Genomic DNA, 16,060 nt, shown 5'->3' with positions numbered 1-16,060 from the left:
TGTCACGGTGTGTACAGGTGGAGCGGGGGCCGGATGTGCGCGAGCGGGGGTTGATCCGATAGCAAGGGCACATGGCGGTCTTCGTCGCGCTCGGCGCGTTCCTGATGACGCTGGCCGGCGGCTGGACGGCTCAGCGGGTCACCGACCGCCGCCATCTGGTCCTGGGACTGGCGGGCGGCCTGATGCTGGGCGTGGTCGGCCTGGACCTGCTGCCGGAGGCGCTGCACGCGGCGGGCCGCGAGGTGTTCGGCGTACCGGCGGCCCTGTTGCTGTTCGTGGCCGGCTTCCTGCTGGCCCACCTGGTGGAGCGGCTGCTGGCCGCACGGCAGGCCGCGCACGGCGGCGACGAGGAACACCACCACCGCGTGCCGGAGGTGGGCCTCACGGCGGCCGCCGCGATGGTGGGTCACAGCGCCATGGACGGCGTGGCGATCGGCGCGGCCTTCCAGGTGGGCGGCGGCATGGGCGCCGCGGTGGCGCTGGCCGTGATCGCCCACGACTTCGCGGACGGCTTCAACACGTTCACCATCACCAGCCTGTACGGCAACGCGCGCCGCAAAGCGGTCGCCATGCTGGTGGCGGACGCGCTGGCACCGGTGGTGGGCGCCGCCTCGACCGCGTTCGTCGCCATTCCGGAGTGGTTCCTCGGCGGCTATCTCGGCCTCTTCGGCGGGGTGCTGCTCTATCTCGCCGCGGCCGAGATCCTGCCCGAGGCCCACCACGAGCACCCGGCCCGTTCCACCCTGCTGTGCACGGTCGCGGGCGTGGTCTTCATCTGGGTGGTCGTGGGCCTGGCGGCCTGACCGGTCCGCCCCCGCGCGGGTACGCCTCACAGCTTGCCGCCCCGCCCGCCCTCGCGCCGCGCGGGTGCGATGAGCGTCGACAGGTAGGGCAGGGCGGCGCCGTCGAGATCGGCGGCCGGCCGGATCGACTCCCCGGGCAGCCCCAGCGCCGACCCCCACACCGCGGTGCCGATCCGCCCGCTGTCGCGCAGCGCCTGGGCGACCTCGTGGGCCTGCCGCCCGAACTTGTACGCGACGACGGTCCCGGGCCCGTTCAGCGCCTCCTTCAGGACGGCGGCCCCGGCGGTCACGGGCACGAGCGTCAGGGGCTCGGTCCCCTCGGTGAGCACCGCCCCCGAACGCGCCGCGAGGTCCTGCATGGCGGTGATGCCGGGCACGGTCTCCACGACGGTCCCCGGTACCGCCTCGGCGACGGTCTGTGCAAGATAGGTGAAGGTCGAATAGACGTTGGGGTCACCGATGGTGGCGAAGGCGACGGAGGCGTGCGCGCGCAGAAGCCCGGCGACCCGCTCACCGGCGGCGTCCCACGCGGCCTCGCGCCGCGCCCGGTCGGACCGCTCGTTCAGCGCGAACACCACCCGGACGACCTTCTCCCCGGGCACGTAGTGCAGCACGGTGGCCTCGGCACGCCCCCGCTCCATGGTGTCCATCACCGGCACGACCACGACGTCCGCCGCACGCAGCGCGTTGACGCCCTTGACGGTCACCAGCTCCGGATCGCCGGGTCCGACTCCGACTCCGATCAGCCTGCTGCTCATGACGTCCGGCACCTCTCGACGAACCGACGGGCCACACCGGGCGAGGCCGCCCAGTGCGTGTGCAGATAACTCGCGTGCACACCTTGTTGTACGAAACCTTCGACCCGCCGGGCAGGAGCGCGTACGCCCCAGGCGGGAGCCGCCGGGGCCGTTCCCGAGCCGGGCTCGACGACGGTCCGGTGGAACTCGTGCCCGCGCACCCGCTGCCCGGCGGCGGCCAGCACGCTGTCGCTCACGGCCACGGCGTCCCGGTAACCGAGCGTGAGCCGCCCGCTCATCCGGGCGGTGACGTCCAGCACCCCGCACATCGGCCGCCCGTCCAGCTCCCGGCACAGATACAGCAGCCCGGCGCACTCGGCCGCCACGGGCGCCCCGCCCGACGCCAGCACGGCAACGGCCCTGCGCAACGGCTCGTTGGCGGACAACTCCTCCGCGTACACCTCGGGAAACCCACCGCCGACGACCAACCCACCAGCCCCCTCGGGCAGTTGCTCATCGCGGAGCGGATCGAAGGGGACGACTTCGGCACCGGCGGCAGCGAGCAGCTCGGCGTGCTCGGCGTAGGAGAACGTGAAGGCGGCCCCACCGGCAACGGCAACCCTCGGCGCCGCGCCGGCGCGGGCAGCAACCCTCGGCGCCGGGCCGGCCTCGGCGGTAACGGGCTGCGGTGGCGGCGCGTCACCCAGGACCTCACCCGGCTCCCAGCCCGCACAGGACAACGTCCCCGCGCTCCGCGCCAGCGCGACCAGCGCCGGCAGATCGCACCCCGCCTCCACCTGCCCCGCCATCGCCGCAACGGCGTCCACGGCCTGCGCCCGCCGCTCGGCGACCGGCACCAGCCCAAGGTGCCGCGACGGCGTGTCGACCTGCGGGGCCCTCCGCAGCACGCCCAGCACCGGCACCCCCACCGACTCCAGCGCCTCCCGCAGCAATCCCTCATGCCGGTCGGAGGCGACCTTGTTCAGGATCACACCCCCGACCCGCACCTCCGGGTCCCACGTCACGAACCCGTGCACCAGCGCCGCCACCGACCGCGACTGCGAGGAGGCGTCCACCACCAGCACCACCGGCGCCCGCAGCAGCTTCGCGACATGAGCGGTGGACGCCAGTTCGCCCTCCCCGGCGGCCCCGTCGTACAGCCCCATCACGCCCTCGACGACCGCGATGTCGCACCCGCGTGCCCCGTGCAGGAACAGCGGACCGATCAGCTCCGGCCCGCACAGATACGCGTCGAGGTTGCGCCCCACCCGCCCGGTGGCGAGCGCGTGATACCCGGGATCGATGTAGTCCGGCCCGACCTTGTGCGGGGACACGGAAAGCCCCCGCGCGGTGAGCGCGGCCATCAGCCCCGTGGCGACGGTGGTCTTGCCGCTGCCGGACGACGGCGCGGCGACGACCAGCCGGGGCACGGACGGGGACGTCACCACTCGATGCCCCTCTGCCCCTTCTGCCCGACGTCCATGGGGTGCTTGACCTTGGACATGTCGGTGACGAGATCGGCGAAGTCCACCAGCTTCTGGGGCGCGTTCCGCCCGGTGATCACCACATGCTGGGTCCCGGGCCGGTGCCGCAGCACGTCGACGACCTCGTCCGGGTCGACCCAGCCCCAGTGCATCGGGTACGCGAACTCGTCGAGCACGTACAGCCGGTACGTCTCGGCGGCCAGGTCCCGCTTGACCTGCTCCCAGCCCTCGCGGGCCTTCTCCTCGTTGGTGGAGTTGTCACCCTGGATGCCGTGCTGGACCCAGGACCAGCCCTCGCCCATCTTGTGCCAGTCGACGCTCCCGCCCTGCCCGGAGGCCCCGAGCACCCGCAGGGCGTTCTCCTCGCCGACCTTCCACTTCGCCGACTTGACGAACTGGAACACCCCGATCGGCCAGCCCTGGTTCCAGGCGCGCAGCGCCAGCCCGAACGCGGCGGTGGACTTGCCCTTGCCCACCCCGGTGTGCACGACCACGAGCGGCCGGTTGCGCCGCTGGCGTGTCGTCAGTCCGTCGTCCGGTACGACACTCGGCTGTCCCTGCGGCATTACGCGGCCCTCCTCGGAGTCCTCTGCATACCCTGCGTGCCCTGCGCCCCCTGCACATCCCTGACCAGCCCGGCGATCGAGTCCGCCCGCAGCTCGTCGAGCGTCACCGCGGTGCCCCCCAGCTCACCCGCGAGCTGCCCGGCCAGCCCCAGCCGCACCGGCCCCGACTCGCAGTCCACGACCACGGAGGCGATCTGCCCGGCCGCGAACAGCCGCGCCGCACGCGCCGCCAGTGCGACCGGCTCCGGACCGCCGGTGGCCCGCCCGTCCGTCACCACCACGACCAGCGCCCGCCGCGCCGGGTCCCGCAGCCGCTCCACCCGGAGCACCTCGTGCGCCCTGAGCAGCCCGGCGGCGAGCGGCGTGCGCCCTCCGGTCGGCAGCGACTCGAGCCGGGCCGCCGCCGCGTCCACCGACGAGGTCGGCGGCAGCGCGACCTCGGCCGCCGACCCCCGGAAGGTCACCAGCCCCACCTTGTCCCGCCGCTGGTAGGCGTCGAGCAGCAGCGACAGCACGGCCCCCTTCACGGCGCCCATCCGCTGCCGCGCCGCCATCGACCCGGAGGCGTCCACGACGAACAGCACGAGATTCCCCTCGCGCCCCTCCCGGGTCGCCTGCCGCAGATCGTCCCGCCGCACCACCAGCCCCGGCCCGGACCGCCCGCGCGCCCGCTGGTGCGGGGCGGCGGCCTGCACCGTCGCCGCCAGGTGCAGCTTGGTCAGGGCGCCCCGGGGCCGCCGGGCCCCGGTCGTCCGCCCGTGCTCGGTCCGCGCCCGCGACCGCCGCCCGGTGGCGCCCTCGCCGATGCCGGGAACGCTCAGCACCTTCGTACGGAAGGGCTCGCAGGCCCGGGCCGGGGTCTGCTCGCCCGCCCCGGCCCCGGAGGTCTGCGGCTCCGCGTCGTCGCCGGTCTCGGGCCGCGCCCCCGTGTCACCGCCCTGCGGGTCGCCGTCGCCCTGCGGGGGCCGCCCGCCCCCACCGGGCCCGGACCCGGGCCCGTCCGGGTCGGGGTCCTCCTCCTCAGGGGAGTCGCCGAACTGCTCCAGCGTCTCGTCCAGCCTGTCCTCGTCGAGCCCCGGCGCGTCGAAGGGGTTCCGCCGGCGCCGGTGCGGCAGCGCGAGCAGCGCGGCCTGCCGCACGTCCTCCGCGAGCACATCGGTCCGCCCCGCCCAGGCCGCCAGCGCCGTCGCCGTGCGCGCCATCACGATGTCGGCGCGCATGCCGTCCACCTCGAAGGCCGCACAGGTCGCCGCGATCTGCCGCAGCGCCCCGTCGCCCAGCCGTACCTGCGGCAGCAGCGCGCGCGCCGCCACGATCCGCGCCCGTACGGCGGCCTCCTCCTCGGCCCAGCGGGCCGCGAAGGCGGCCGGATCGTCGTCGTACGCCAGCCGCCGGCGCACGACCTCCACCCGCTGCTCCGGCTCCCGCGAGGCCGCGACCTCGACGGTCAGCCCGAACCGGTCCAGCAACTGCGGCCGCAGTTCGCCCTCTTCGGGGTTCATGGTCCCGACGAGCAGGAACCGGGCGGCGTGCCGTACGGAGACGCCCTCGCGCTCGACGTACGAGGCGCCCATCGCCGCCGCGTCGAGCAGCAGGTCGACCAGATGGTCGTGGAGCAGGTTGACCTCGTCGACGTAGAGGATGCCCCGGTGGGCGTCGGCGAGCAGGCCGGGCTCGAAGGCCTTCACGCCCTCGGCGAGCGCCCGCTCGATGTCGAGGGCGCCCACCAGCCGGTCCTCGGAGGCGCCGACGGGGAGTTCGACCATGCGGGCCGGCCGGGACTCGAGGGCCTCCGCCTCGTGCGGCCCGTCCGGGCAGGCCGGGTCCGGGGCGCCGGGGTCGCAGGAGAAGCGGCACCCGGAGACGACGTCCACCGCGGGCAGCAGCGCCGAAAGGGCCCGCACCGCCGTCGACTTGGCGGTGCCCTTCTCGCCGCGCACCAGCACACCGCCGACCGCCGGTGAGACGGCGTTCAGCAGCAGCGCGAGCCGCAGGTCGTCCTGGCCGACGACGGCCGTGAACGGGAACGGGGTACTCACTTCTCGTCGCCCTCCAAGTCGCCTTCGAGTTCCAGGTAGGTGGCGCGCAGCCGCTCCAGGGTGTCCGCGTCCGGCTCGGCCCACAGCCCACGGTCGGCGGCCTCCAGCAGCCGTTCCGTGATGCCGCGCAGCGCCCACGGGTTGGACTTCCTCATGAAGTCCCGGTTCTCGGCGTCGAAGACGTACTCGGCGCTGAGCTTCTCGTACATCCAGTCGTCGACCACGCCCGCCGTGGCGTCGTAGCCGAAGAGGTAGTCGACGGTCGCCGCCATCTCGAAGGCGCCCTTGTAGCCGTGCCGCCGCATGGCCGCCATCCAGCGGGGGTTGACCACGCGGGCGCGGAAGACGCGGTGGGTCTCCTCGCCCAGCGTCCGGGTCTTCACCTGGTCGGGCACGGCGGAGTCGCCCACGTACGCCTCGGGGCTCGCGCCCGTCAGATGGCGCACCATCGCGACCATGCCGCCGTGGTACTGGAAGTAGTCGTCGGCGTCGACCAGGTCGTGCTCACGGGTGTCGACGTTCTTCGCGGCCACGGCGATCCGCCGGAACGCGGTCTCCATGTCCCCGCGCGCCGCCCGCCCGTCCAGGCCGCGCCCGTAGGCGTAGCCGCCCCACACGGCGTACACCTCGGCGAGGTCGGCGTCGGAACGCCAGTTGCGGGCGTCGATCAGCGGCAGCAGACCGGCGCCGTACGCGCCCGGCTTGGAACCGAAGACACGGGCCGTGGCCCGGCGCCGGTCGCCGTGCGCGGCGGTGTCCTCGTCGGCGTGCGCCCGTACGTAGTTCGACTCGGCGGGCTCCTCCAGCTCGGCCACCGCCCGCACCGCGTCGTCGATCAGCCCGACCACGTGCGGGAACGCGTCCCGGAAGAAGCCGGAGATACGGACCGTGACGTCGATGCGCGGCCGGCCCAGCTCCGCCAGGGGCACCACCTCGAAGCCGGTCACCCGGCGCGAGGCGTCGTCCCACACCGGGCGGCAGCCCAGCAGCGCCAGGATCTCGGCGATGTCGTCGCCCTGGGTGCGCATGGCGGACGTGCCCCAGACGGTGAGGCCGACGGACTTGGGGTATTCGCCGGTGTCCTGCAGATACCGCTGCACCAGGGAGTCCGCGAGCGACTGGCCGACCTCCCAGCTGAGCCTGGACGGGATGGCCTTGGGGTCCACCGAGTAGAAGTTCCGGCCGGTCGGCAGCACGTTGACCAGGCCGCGGGTCGGTGAGCCGGACGGGCCCGCCGGGACGTAACCGCCCTCCAGCGCGCGGAGGATGTGGCCGATCTCGTCGGTGGTCCTCGCCAGCCGGGGTACGACCTCGGTGCAGGCGAACTCCAGCACGGCCACCGCGTCCGGCAGTTCACCTCCCAGGACGTCACGGACGAGACCGGCGGCGGCCGCGACGTCCCACCCTCGGGACTCCATTCCCTCCGCGAGCCGCCGGCACAGCTGCTCCAGCAGGTCGATCGTGTCGGCGGCCGTTCGCGCCGGGCCCTGAACCAGGTCCGTCAGCTCCACCGGCACCTTCACCGGTGCGCCAGGCTCGGCCAGCAGTTCCTTCTCCACCAGCCCGAAGTGCGCCGCCAGCGACGCCCTCAGCCCCGGCACCGCGCCCGCCTGCCCGCCCCACACCTGCGCGGCGCGCAGCACCGCGAGCACCAGGTTCACGCGCGGCTCACCGACCGGCCCGCCGCCCAGGATGTGCAGGCCGTCGCGGATCTGCACGTCCTTGATCTCGCACAGATAGCCGTCGATGTGCATGACGAACTCGTCGAACCCGGCGTCGTCCGGCTGCTCGTCCACGTGCAGGTCGTGGTGCAGCTCGGCGGCCTTGACCAGGGTCCAGATCTGGGCCCGGACGGCCGGGGCCTTCGCCGGGTCCAGGTCGCAGACGAGCGCGTACTCGTCGAGCAGCTGCTCCAGCCTGGCCAGGTCGCCGTAGGTGTCGGCGCGCGCCATCGGCGGGACGAGGTGGTCGACGACCGTGGCGTGGCCGCGCCGCTTGGCCTGGGTGCCCTCGCCGGGGTCGTTGACGATGAAGGGGTAGATCAGGGGCAGGTCGCCGAGGACCGCGTCGGGGGCGCAGCCGCGCGACAGCCCGAGGCCCTTGCCCGGCAGCCACTCCATCGTGCCGTGCTTGCCCATGTGCACGATCGCGTCGGCGCCGAAGCCACCCTCCGACGGCGCGGCCTCCAGCCAGCGGTACGCCGCCATGTAGTGGTGGGACGGCGGCATGTCGGGGTCGTGGTAGATCGCGATCGGGTTCTCGCCGAAGCCGCGCGGCGGCTGGATCATGACGACCACGTTCCCGAACCGCAGGGAGGCGAGCACGATGTCGTCGCCGTCGACGTAGAGAGAACCCGGCGGCTCGCCCCACGCCTGAAGCATGCCGTCCCGAAGCCCGGGATCCAGCCTGTCGAACCACGCCCGGTAGCCGGCGAGCGGCACCCGCGCGGGCGCGGCGGCCAGCTGCTCCTCCGTCAGCCACTCGACGTCGTGGCCGCCGGCCTCGATGAGGCGGTGGATCAGCTCGTCGCCGTTGTCGGGGTAGCCCTCGACGGCGTAGCCCGCCTCCCGCAGCGCGTCCAGCACCCGTACCGCCGAGGCGGGGGTGTCGAGGCCGACCGCGTTGCCGACCCGCGAGTGCTTGGTCGGGTAGGCGGTGAAGACCAGCGCGATCTTCTTGTCGGCGTTGGCCTGGTGCTTCAACCGGGCGTGGCGTACGGCGATTCCGGCGACGCGGCCGGCCCGCTCGGGGTCGGCGACGTACACGGGCACGTCGCCGGTCCCCTGCTCCTTGAAGGAGAACGGCACCGTGACGAGCCGCCCGTCGAACTCCGGGATCGCGACCTGCATCGCCGCGTCCATGGGGGAGAGGGCGGCGTCGGACCCGTCCCAGACCGCGTGCGAGGAGGTGAGGCAAAGGCCCTGCAGCACGGGGATGTTCAGGTCGGCGAGCGCGCCGATGTCCCAGGACTCCTCGTCGCCGCCCGCCGACGCCCGCGAGGCGTGCGTGCCGCCCGCGGCGAGGACGGTGGCGACCAGGGCGTCGGCCCTGCCCAGGATCTCGTACAGCCCGGCGTCCGCGCCGCGCAGCGAACCGCAGTACACGGGAAGGGCGTTGGCGCCCCGCGCCTCGATGGCGTCGCACAGCGTGTCGACGAACGCCGTGTTCCCGCTCAGCTCATGGGCCCGGTAGAAGAGCACGCCGATGGTCGGGCGGCCGCGGGCGAAGGGACGCTCGCCGTGGACGCCGTACTCGGGCATCTTCTGCGGCTCGGTGAATCCCTCTCCCGTCAGCAGCACGGTGTCGGACAGGAACCGCGCGAGTTCGGTGAGGTTGGCGGGACCGCCCTCGACGAGGTACCTGAGTGCTTCGGCGACGACACCGGCCGGCACGGACGACTCGGCCATCAACTCCGCGTCCGGGACGGTCTCTCCACCGAGCAGCACGGTCGGGATGCCGGAGGCCTTCAGGGCGGCCAGCCCGTCCTCCCAGGCACGTTTGCCGCCGAGCAGCCGTACGACGGCGAGGTCCGCGCCGTCGAGCAGTGCGGGCAGCTCGGCCCGCACGTCCACGCGGGTCGGGTTGCCGATCCGGTAGGAGGCGCCGGAGGCACGGGCCGCCAGCAGATCGGTGTCGGCGGTCGACAACAACAACACTGTGCTCATGCGGGCGCTCCCGGTGGAATGAAGGGCAGTCCTTGCGGCGCGCCCGACTCGATGAGCCGCCAGAGCGCGTCCGTGTCCGCGTGCTGTTCGATCAGGTCGCCGAGCCGGTCGAGCTGCGCCTCGCGCAGCGCGGCGAACGACGTGTCGGGGGCGGGTACGAAGCGGCGGCCCGCGGTGGCCGCCACCTCGCGCAGGAAGGCCCGCCGGAAACCGTCCGACTCCAGCGAGCCGTGCCAGTGCGTGCCCCAGACGGAGCCGGCCCGGCAGCCGTCGAGGAAGGGGACCCCGCCGGTGACCTCGGCGATCCCGTGGTGGATCTCGTAGCCCTCGACCCGCTCGCCCAGGGCCTCGCCGGCCGGCCGGGTCAGGGTCTTCTCCCGGGCGAACCGGACCCGTACCGGCAGCAGTCCGAGCCCGTCGACGTGCCCGCGCCGGCTCTCGACCTCGTCCTCGATGTGCTCGCCGAGGATCTGGAAGCCGCCGCAGACGCCGAGCACGGGCCGCCCCTCGGCAGCCCTGCGCCGCAGCGCCTCGGCCAGTCCCCGCTCCCACAGCCAGTCCAGCGCCCGGACCGTGCCCCGGGTCCCCGGCACGACCACGAGGTCCGCGTCGGCCAGTTCCTCGGGCCGGTCCACGAAGCGCACGACGACGCCCGGTTCGGCGGCCAGCGCGTCCACGTCCGTGAAGTTGGACATCAGCGGAACGGCGCAGACGGCGACCCGCAGGACTTCCTCGCCGACGGGGGCGCTGACTTCGGACTCCCGCACGGTGCCCCGCAACGGCACCCTCCCCCAGGCTCTCAACGGCGTTCGAGCAGGTGGGACCCCCATCCCGTCCTCCTCGTCGATGCCGAGCCCGTGCCGGAACGGCAGGACGCCGTAGGTACGCCGCCCGGTGAGCCCGTGCAGCATGTCGAGGCCGGGTTCGAGGAGGGAGACATCGCCCCGGAACTTGTTGACGAGGAACCCGGCGACCAGTTCCTGGTCCTCGGGGGAGAGCAGGGCGACGGTGCCGAAGAAGGAGGCGAAGACGCCGCCGCGGTCGATGTCGCCGACGACGAGCACGGGCAGCCGCGCGTTCCGCGCGATTCCCATGTTGACGATGTCGGTCCGGCGCAGATTGATCTCCGCCGGGCTGCCCGCCCCCTCACAGATCACCGCGTCATACGTGCCCCGCAACTCGGCGAGGCAGTCCAGCACGGTCCCGAGGAGCCCCTGCTGACGGCCGCCGTGGTAGCCGCGCGCGCTCAACTCGCCGACCGGCCTGCCCAGCAGCACCACCTGGCTGCTCTGCTCGCCGCCCGGCTTGAGCAGCACCGGGTTCATCAGCGCGGTGGGCTCGATCCGGCAGGCCTGGGCCTGCATGGCCTGCGCCCGCCCGATCTCGGCGCCCTCGCGTGTGACGAACGAGTTGAGGGACATGTTCTGCGCCTTGAAGGGCGCGACCTTGACCCCCTGCCGCACCAGCCACCGGCAGATCCCGGCCGTGACGACGCTCTTCCCGGCGTCGGAGGTGGTGCCGGCGACGAGCAGCCCGCCGCTCATGAGGTACGTCCCTTCGTCCGACGGTTGCAAAGGAGCCTGGCGACGGCGCACGTGCCGAGCGCGAGCCAGCTCACGCGCCGGGAGAGCCGTACGGCCCGTTCGATGTCACCCACCTGGACTGCACGCCCGGGGCTGTTGAGCACCGGCCGGTGCTCCACACGCCCCCCGTACGACAACGTGCCCCCCAGCCGCACCCCGAGCGCCCCCGCGAACGAGGCCTCGACCGGCCCGGCGTTGGGGCTCGGGTGCTTGGCGGCGTCGGCGCGCCAGGCCCGTACGGCGCCTCGCGGATCAGGACCCGCCACGGCCGCCGCGGCGGCGGTGAGCCGTGCCCCCGGCCAGCCCGCGAGGTCGTCGAGCCGGGCGGAGGCCCAGCCGTAGCGGCGGTGGCGCGGGGACTTGTGGCCGACCATGGCGTCGAGGGTGTTGACGGCCCGGAACCCGAGCAGCCCCGGCACACCGGCGACGGCGCCCCACACCAGCGCGCCCACCACCGCGTCGGAGGTGTTCTCGGCGACGGACTCCACGACGGCCCGGGCGATCGAGTCGGCGTCCAGGGCCTGCGGGTCGCGCCCGCACAGATGGGGCAGTCGCGCCCGGGCGCCGGCCACGTCCCCGGCCTCCAGCGCCCGCCCGATCGCGCGCGCCTCCCGCCCGAGCGAGGTCCCCCCGACGACGGCCCAGGTGGCGGCGGCGGTCAGGGCGGCGGAGGCGGTACGGGAGGGGCGTACGGCGGACGCGGCGAGCGCGGCCGACGACACGACGCCCCCGACGCACACCGCGGTGTGCAGGGCGCCCCATCCGCGGTGGTCCCGCCACAGCGCGCGTTCCACGGCGCCCGCGGCCCGCCCGAACGCGGCGACCGGGTGCCCGCGGCGTGGATCGCCGAGGAGCAGGTCACCGAGGAGGCCGGCGGCGGCGCCGTACGCGAAGACGCGATCGGCACCCATCGGTTCAGCCGACCGTGGGGCCGGGCAGAGCGTCGCTGTTGAACCTCGGTCGGCAGCCGCGCATGGCGATATGTCCTCACTCAGGGTGTCCACGCCCTGGTTCGACTAGACCGGCGGTGAGAGTTCCTGGCTCCCGGGGATGTTCTTCCCCGGTCACAGTGGCGGGACCGCGCCGGACTCGCACCGGCTTCCTCTCCTGCCGCCGTAGATGGCTCCGGCAGTCCACCACGCCCGCGAACACCCGTCAACTTGCCGTTGACCTGCGAAGCGGTACTGAGATGAGGCCCACACCGCCGATGTGAAAAGCCCGCCCTGCCCGGTCCGCCGGGGCGGCGGTCGGGCAGGGCGGGCGGTGAGGTGCGAGGAGCCGCGAGCGGGTGCTCGGACAGGTGCTCGGGCCGGCGCTCGGGCTCGGGCCGTGGCCGTGATCGGTGTCAGGCCTTGGCCATGATCAGGTAGATCCCGTAGGCCACCGCGGCGGCGCACGCGGCGAAGCAGACGTATGCGCCGGTGACCGCGAGTGCCCCGCCGCCGCTGCCCTGGGTGACGGCACGCTCCCGGCGGGAGAGGCCGGCGATGCCCAGGGTGAACAGGGCCACGAGGCCCACGGTGACGCCGAGGCTGACGCCGAAGACGGAGCCGAGGGCTGCCCAGTCGATCTTCATGGTGATGCTTCCTTCGGTAACCGGGTCGGGCTCAGACGGCGGCGGCCGGCGGGACCGCCTGGGCGGCCGTGTGCGCCGGGTCGGCGCCGGGCGCGGTCGCCGGGGCGGGGATCGTGGCCGCGAGGTCCTCCGTCGCCGGGGCGGCGGCCTCGGTCACGGGAGCCGCCGGGGGCGGGGACACGGCGGCGATGGCCTGGGTGACCACGCCGGCCGGCTCCTCGGCCTCGTTGACGTTGGTGTGGTCGACGACCTGACGCCGGGAGAGCTTCCAGATCCCGGCGCTCGCGGTCACCAGGAACACGGCGACCAGCGCGGTGCCCCAGTCGCCGAGGGCCGTCACGGCCTCCGCGCCGGCGCCGACCAGGGCCGCGGCCGGCAGCGTGAGCACCCAGGCGACGGCCATCCGGGTGGCGGTGGACCAGCGGACCACGCCGCCCTTGCGGCCCAGACCCGCGCCCATCACCGAGCCGGAGACGACGTGCGTGGTGGAGAGCGAGAAGCCGAGGTGGGAGGAGGCCAGGATGGCCGTGGCCGCGCTGGTCTGGGCCGCGAAGCCCTGCTGCGGCTGCAGGTCGGTCAGGCCCTTGCCCATGGTGCGGATGATGCGCCAGCCGCCGATGTAGGTGCCGAGCGCGATGGCCAGGCCCGCGGACAGGATGACCCAGGTGGGAGGGTTGGAGCCGGGGGCGATGGCGCCGCCGGCGATCAGGGCGAGGGTGATGACGCCCATCGTCTTCTGCGCGTCGTTGGTGCCGTGGGCCAGCGAGACCAGGCCCGCGGAGGCGACCTGGCCGGCCCGGTGGCCCTTCTCGGCCGCCTTGCCGTCCGACTTCCGGCCGATGGTGTACGACAGCCTGGTCGAGACCATGGCCGCGATGCCCGCGACGACCGGAGCGGCGACGGCGGGGAGCAGCACCTTGGTGACGAGCACGTCGCCGTGCACCGCGCCGAAGCCGGCGGAGGCGATCGCCGCACCGATCAGGCCGCCCATGAGGGCGTGCGAGGAACTGGACGGAAGCCCGACCAGCCAGGTCAGCAGGTTCCAGAGGATCGCGCCGACCAGGGCGGCGAAGATGACCTCGGGACGGATGCCGGTCTCGTCGACGAGACCCTTGGAGATCGTGTTCGCGACCTCCACCGAGAGGAAGGCGCCCACCAGGTTGAGCGCGGCGGACATGGCCACCGCGACCTTGGGCTTGAGCGCGCCGGTCGAGATGGTCGTGGCCATCGCGTTGGCGGTGTCGTGGAAACCGTTCGTGAAATCGAACGCAAGTGCGGTTATCACCACAATCGCGAGGATCAGCGAGAAGCTTTCCATTTACCCAGGCAATCGTTCGAGGTCATTGGCTGGTCGAACGTACGTAACGTGGGTGAACGGAAGATGAACTGAGGCGGTCTTCGTGGTGTCCGTTCCGGTGGCCGGCGGCCGGCCGTGGACCGGCCGCCGGCTCAATCCCGCTCACCACAGGCCTTCCCGCTTTGACAGGATCACCGCATGGCCGAGACGCGGTGTGACAAAGGTGACGTACGGGACCCGAGCGAGGAGGAGTCCCGCGCCTGGCGGGAGCTCGTCGCGACGGCCCGCCGCACGGTGGCCGACGGGCTGGTCGTCGGCACCTCGGGCAACGCCTCGGTGCGCGTGGGCGGCACCGTGCTGGTCACACCCTCGGGAGTGCCGTACGACCGGCTCACGCCGCAGGACGTGACCGGCGTCGACCTCGACGGCCGGCAGGTGCTCGGCACCCTGGTGCCGACCAGTGAGCTGCCCATGCACCTCGCGATCCATCGCGGCACCGACGCGCGCGCCGTCGTCCACACCCACGCCGTGCACGCGACGGCCGTCTCGACGCTCGTCCCCGAACTGCCGGTGATCCACTACATGGCGGGCGCGCTCGGCGGCCCGGTCCGGGTGGCCCCGTACGCGACCTACGGTACCGAGGAACTGGCCGAGAACATGATGCGCGCCCTCACCGGCCGCTCCGGCTGCCTCCTGCAGAACCACGGCACCGTCACCTACGGCACCACCCTCGAGCAGGCCTACGACCGCACGGCCCAGCTGGAGTGGATGTGCCGCCTGTGGCTGACGGCGTCCTCGGTGCCGGGCCTGACCCCGTCGCTGCTGACACGGGAACAGCTGGCCCTGGCGGAGGAGCGGCTGCGCGGATACGGACAGCGGGGACCGGCCTGACGAGGGGGCCGGGGAGGTCCGGGCGGTCGGGGTGGCCCCGGGGGCCGAGGTGGTCTGGGTGGCGAGGTGGGGGAGCGCGCAACGGAGTGGCGAAGGCGTGAAGGCGGCTCTTCCTGGAACTCGCAGGAGCATGTCACCCCGACCCTTCCTCCCGCTGGCCGGTGGCCCGGTGCGCCACGACACTGGAGCCGTGCGCACACTCAAAGCGACGGCCGCGGCCGTCACCGCAGCCCTGGCGGCCGGCGCGGCGAGTGTCGTCGCGGGCCGGCTCGCCAGCGACGCCGCGCTCAAGGCAGCCCCGGGCCGGCCCCTGCCCACCGAACCCCGGCTCACGGTGCACGGCACGGCCGCGGGCCAGATCACGCTCACCCGGGACCTGGCCTCCGTGCGCCCCGGTATCTACGGCCTGGCGGGCAACGGCTCCCACGCGGTCGTCGGCCCCGTCGTGCCGAACGCCCCGCACCCCCCCGACACCGTCGTACGCCGTCTGGAACGCGTCACCCACGGCGTCCTGGGGCCGCGCGACAAGGTCTGGCTCACCCCGAACGTGCACGTCGGCAACCCGGACACCGCCCTCGGCCTCGACCACGCCGACATCGACATCCCGGGCGAACTCGGCGCGCTGCCCGCCTGGTTCGTGCCCGGCGTCCGCGAGACCTGGGTCATCACCGTGCACGGCCTGGGCACCACCCGCGAACTCCCCCTGAACGTCATGGGTTTCCTCAACCGCCGGCACTTCCCGGTGCTGGACCTCGCCTACCGCGGCGACCTCGGCGCGCCCCGCCCCCCGGACGGCCTGAACCACTTCGGCGAGACCGAGTGGCGCGACCTGGACGCGGCCATCCGCTACGCCGTGCGGTACGGGGCAGAGCGGGTCGTCCTGCACGGCTGGTCCACCGGCGCCACGATGGCGCTGCGCGCCGTTCTCCACTCCGGGCTGCGCGACCGCATCTCGGGGCTGGTCCTGGACTCGCCGGTGCTCGACTGGGAGGCGACGCTGCGGGCCCTGGCCAGGGCGCGGCACACTCCGGGCGCCCTGCTGCCGCTCGCGGTGCGCGCCGCCCAGGGGCGCACGGGCCTGTACGGCGACCGCCTCGCCGAGGTGACCGACCCCGCGCGGCTCACGGTGCCGACGCTGATCTTCCACGGCCCTGACGACGAGGTGGCCCCCTGGCGCCTCTCCCGCCGCCTCGCCGACGGCCGCCCCAACCTGGTCGCCCTCCACACGGTGCCGAACGCACCGCACGGGGCGATGTGGAACGCCGATCCCGAGGGCTACGAGGAAGCACTGCGACGCTTCCTCACCCCGCTCATGTGAGGTGTGGGCCGGGGCAGGGCGGGAGCGGCAGCAGCCGTTCCGTTTGGGACCGTGGCACTGGCCTGTTCGCACCGCCTCCCCGCTCTCGGGACCCCTGCGTT

Annotated in this window: 12 protein-coding genes and 1 riboswitch; of the genes, 3 read left to right on the top strand and 9 right to left on the bottom strand. The window is 73.8% G+C overall.

Annotation, left to right across the window (positions count from 1 at the left end):
- The first annotated feature begins 71 nt into the window (after positions 1-71).
- Positions 72-803 (top strand): ZIP family metal transporter, encoded by a 732-nt coding sequence (locus tag ACH4UM_RS30580; RefSeq protein WP_398186250.1) that lies wholly within the window; start codon positions 72-74, stop codon positions 801-803.
- A 26-nt stretch (positions 804-829) separates the two neighbouring features.
- On the opposite strand, the gene cobI is transcribed toward ACH4UM_RS30580, so the two are convergent.
- The 9 genes from cobI to ACH4UM_RS30535 all read right to left on the bottom strand — a co-directional run bounded on the left by cobI (position 830) and on the right by ACH4UM_RS30535 (position 13,771).
- On the bottom strand, positions 830-1,561 hold the full coding sequence (gene cobI / locus ACH4UM_RS30575; RefSeq protein WP_398186247.1) for a precorrin-2 C(20)-methyltransferase: 732 nt from the start codon (positions 1,559-1,561) through the stop codon (positions 830-832).
- Positions 1,558-2,988: a cobyrinate a,c-diamide synthase gene (locus ACH4UM_RS30570; RefSeq protein ID WP_398186244.1), complete on the bottom strand. Its 1,431-nt coding sequence runs from the start codon at positions 2,986-2,988 to the stop codon at positions 1,558-1,560. The genes cobI and ACH4UM_RS30570 overlap by 4 nt, the downstream gene beginning before the upstream one ends.
- A complete protein-coding gene (gene cobO / locus ACH4UM_RS30565) occupies positions 2,982-3,590 on the bottom strand; it encodes a cob(I)yrinic acid a,c-diamide adenosyltransferase (RefSeq protein WP_398186241.1) in 609 nt (202 codons plus the stop codon). The genes ACH4UM_RS30570 and cobO overlap by 7 nt, the downstream gene beginning before the upstream one ends.
- The gene (locus ACH4UM_RS30560) at positions 3,590-5,629 is read right to left on the bottom strand and encodes a putative cobaltochelatase (RefSeq protein WP_398186238.1); all 2,040 of its coding nucleotides are present in this window, start codon (positions 5,627-5,629) and stop codon (positions 3,590-3,592) included. The genes cobO and ACH4UM_RS30560 overlap by 1 nt, the downstream gene beginning before the upstream one ends.
- Positions 5,626-9,294 (bottom strand): cobaltochelatase subunit CobN, encoded by a 3,669-nt coding sequence (gene cobN, locus ACH4UM_RS30555; RefSeq protein WP_398186235.1) that lies wholly within the window; start codon positions 9,292-9,294, stop codon positions 5,626-5,628. The genes ACH4UM_RS30560 and cobN overlap by 4 nt, the downstream gene beginning before the upstream one ends.
- Positions 9,291-10,838 (bottom strand): cobyric acid synthase, encoded by a 1,548-nt coding sequence (locus ACH4UM_RS30550; RefSeq protein ID WP_398186232.1) that lies wholly within the window; start codon positions 10,836-10,838, stop codon positions 9,291-9,293. The genes cobN and ACH4UM_RS30550 overlap by 4 nt, the downstream gene beginning before the upstream one ends.
- A complete protein-coding gene (locus ACH4UM_RS30545) occupies positions 10,835-11,788 on the bottom strand; it encodes a cobalamin biosynthesis protein (RefSeq protein ID WP_398186230.1) in 954 nt (317 codons plus the stop codon). Before ACH4UM_RS30545 ends, ACH4UM_RS30550 begins: the two co-directional genes overlap by 4 nt.
- Positions 11,789-11,887: 99 nt before the next feature.
- Positions 11,888-12,031, bottom strand: a riboswitch (cobalamin riboswitch).
- A gap of 191 nt (positions 12,032-12,222) precedes the next feature.
- Positions 12,223-12,453: a hypothetical protein gene (locus ACH4UM_RS30540; protein WP_398186228.1), complete on the bottom strand. Its 231-nt coding sequence runs from the start codon at positions 12,451-12,453 to the stop codon at positions 12,223-12,225.
- A gap of 31 nt (positions 12,454-12,484) precedes the next feature.
- Positions 12,485-13,771 (bottom strand): anion permease, encoded by a 1,287-nt coding sequence (locus tag ACH4UM_RS30535; RefSeq protein ID WP_398186225.1) that lies wholly within the window; start codon positions 13,769-13,771, stop codon positions 12,485-12,487.
- Positions 13,772-13,948: 177 nt separating this feature from the next.
- On the opposite strand from ACH4UM_RS30535, the gene ACH4UM_RS30530 reads away from it, so the two are divergent.
- Together ACH4UM_RS30530 and ACH4UM_RS30525 are read left to right on the top strand one after the other, a co-directional pair.
- Positions 13,949-14,641 (top strand): class II aldolase/adducin family protein, encoded by a 693-nt coding sequence (locus tag ACH4UM_RS30530; RefSeq protein WP_398186223.1) that lies wholly within the window; start codon positions 13,949-13,951, stop codon positions 14,639-14,641.
- Between the two features lie 190 nt (positions 14,642-14,831).
- A complete protein-coding gene (locus ACH4UM_RS30525; RefSeq protein ID WP_398186220.1) occupies positions 14,832-15,959 on the top strand; it encodes an alpha/beta hydrolase family protein in 1,128 nt (375 codons plus the stop codon).
- Positions 15,960-16,060 lie beyond the last annotated feature (101 nt).

Source organism: Streptomyces sp. NPDC020801, from assembly GCF_044334385.1.
In the GTDB taxonomy this organism is placed as follows: domain Bacteria; phylum Actinomycetota; class Actinomycetes; order Streptomycetales; family Streptomycetaceae; genus Streptomyces.
Note: the sequence above shows the minus strand (reverse complement) of the source record. Positions and strands in the feature narration are given on the sequence as shown.

Bases quoted from the DNA above. Each gene is read 5' to 3' on its own strand.
- ACH4UM_RS30580 (WP_398186250.1), top strand. From the start codon at position 72: ATGGCGGTCTTCGTCGCGCTCGGCGCGTTCCTGATGACGCTGGCCGGC.
- cobI (WP_398186247.1), bottom strand. From the start codon at position 1,561: ATGAGCAGCAGGCTGATCGGAGTCGGAGTCGGACCCGGCGATCCGGAG.
- cobO (WP_398186241.1), bottom strand. From the start codon at position 3,590: ATGCCGCAGGGACAGCCGAGTGTCGTACCGGACGACGGACTGACGACA.
- cobN (WP_398186235.1), bottom strand. From the start codon at position 9,294: ATGAGCACAGTGTTGTTGTTGTCGACCGCCGACACCGATCTGCTGGCG.
- ACH4UM_RS30550 (WP_398186232.1), bottom strand. From the start codon at position 10,838: ATGAGCGGCGGGCTGCTCGTCGCCGGCACCACCTCCGACGCCGGGAAG.
- ACH4UM_RS30545 (WP_398186230.1), bottom strand. From the start codon at position 11,788: ATGGGTGCCGATCGCGTCTTCGCGTACGGCGCCGCCGCCGGCCTCCTC.
- ACH4UM_RS30540 (WP_398186228.1), bottom strand. From the start codon at position 12,453: ATGAAGATCGACTGGGCAGCCCTCGGCTCCGTCTTCGGCGTCAGCCTC.
- ACH4UM_RS30535 (WP_398186225.1), bottom strand. From the start codon at position 13,771: ATGGAAAGCTTCTCGCTGATCCTCGCGATTGTGGTGATAACCGCACTT.
- ACH4UM_RS30530 (WP_398186223.1), top strand. From the start codon at position 13,949: ATGGCCGAGACGCGGTGTGACAAAGGTGACGTACGGGACCCGAGCGAG.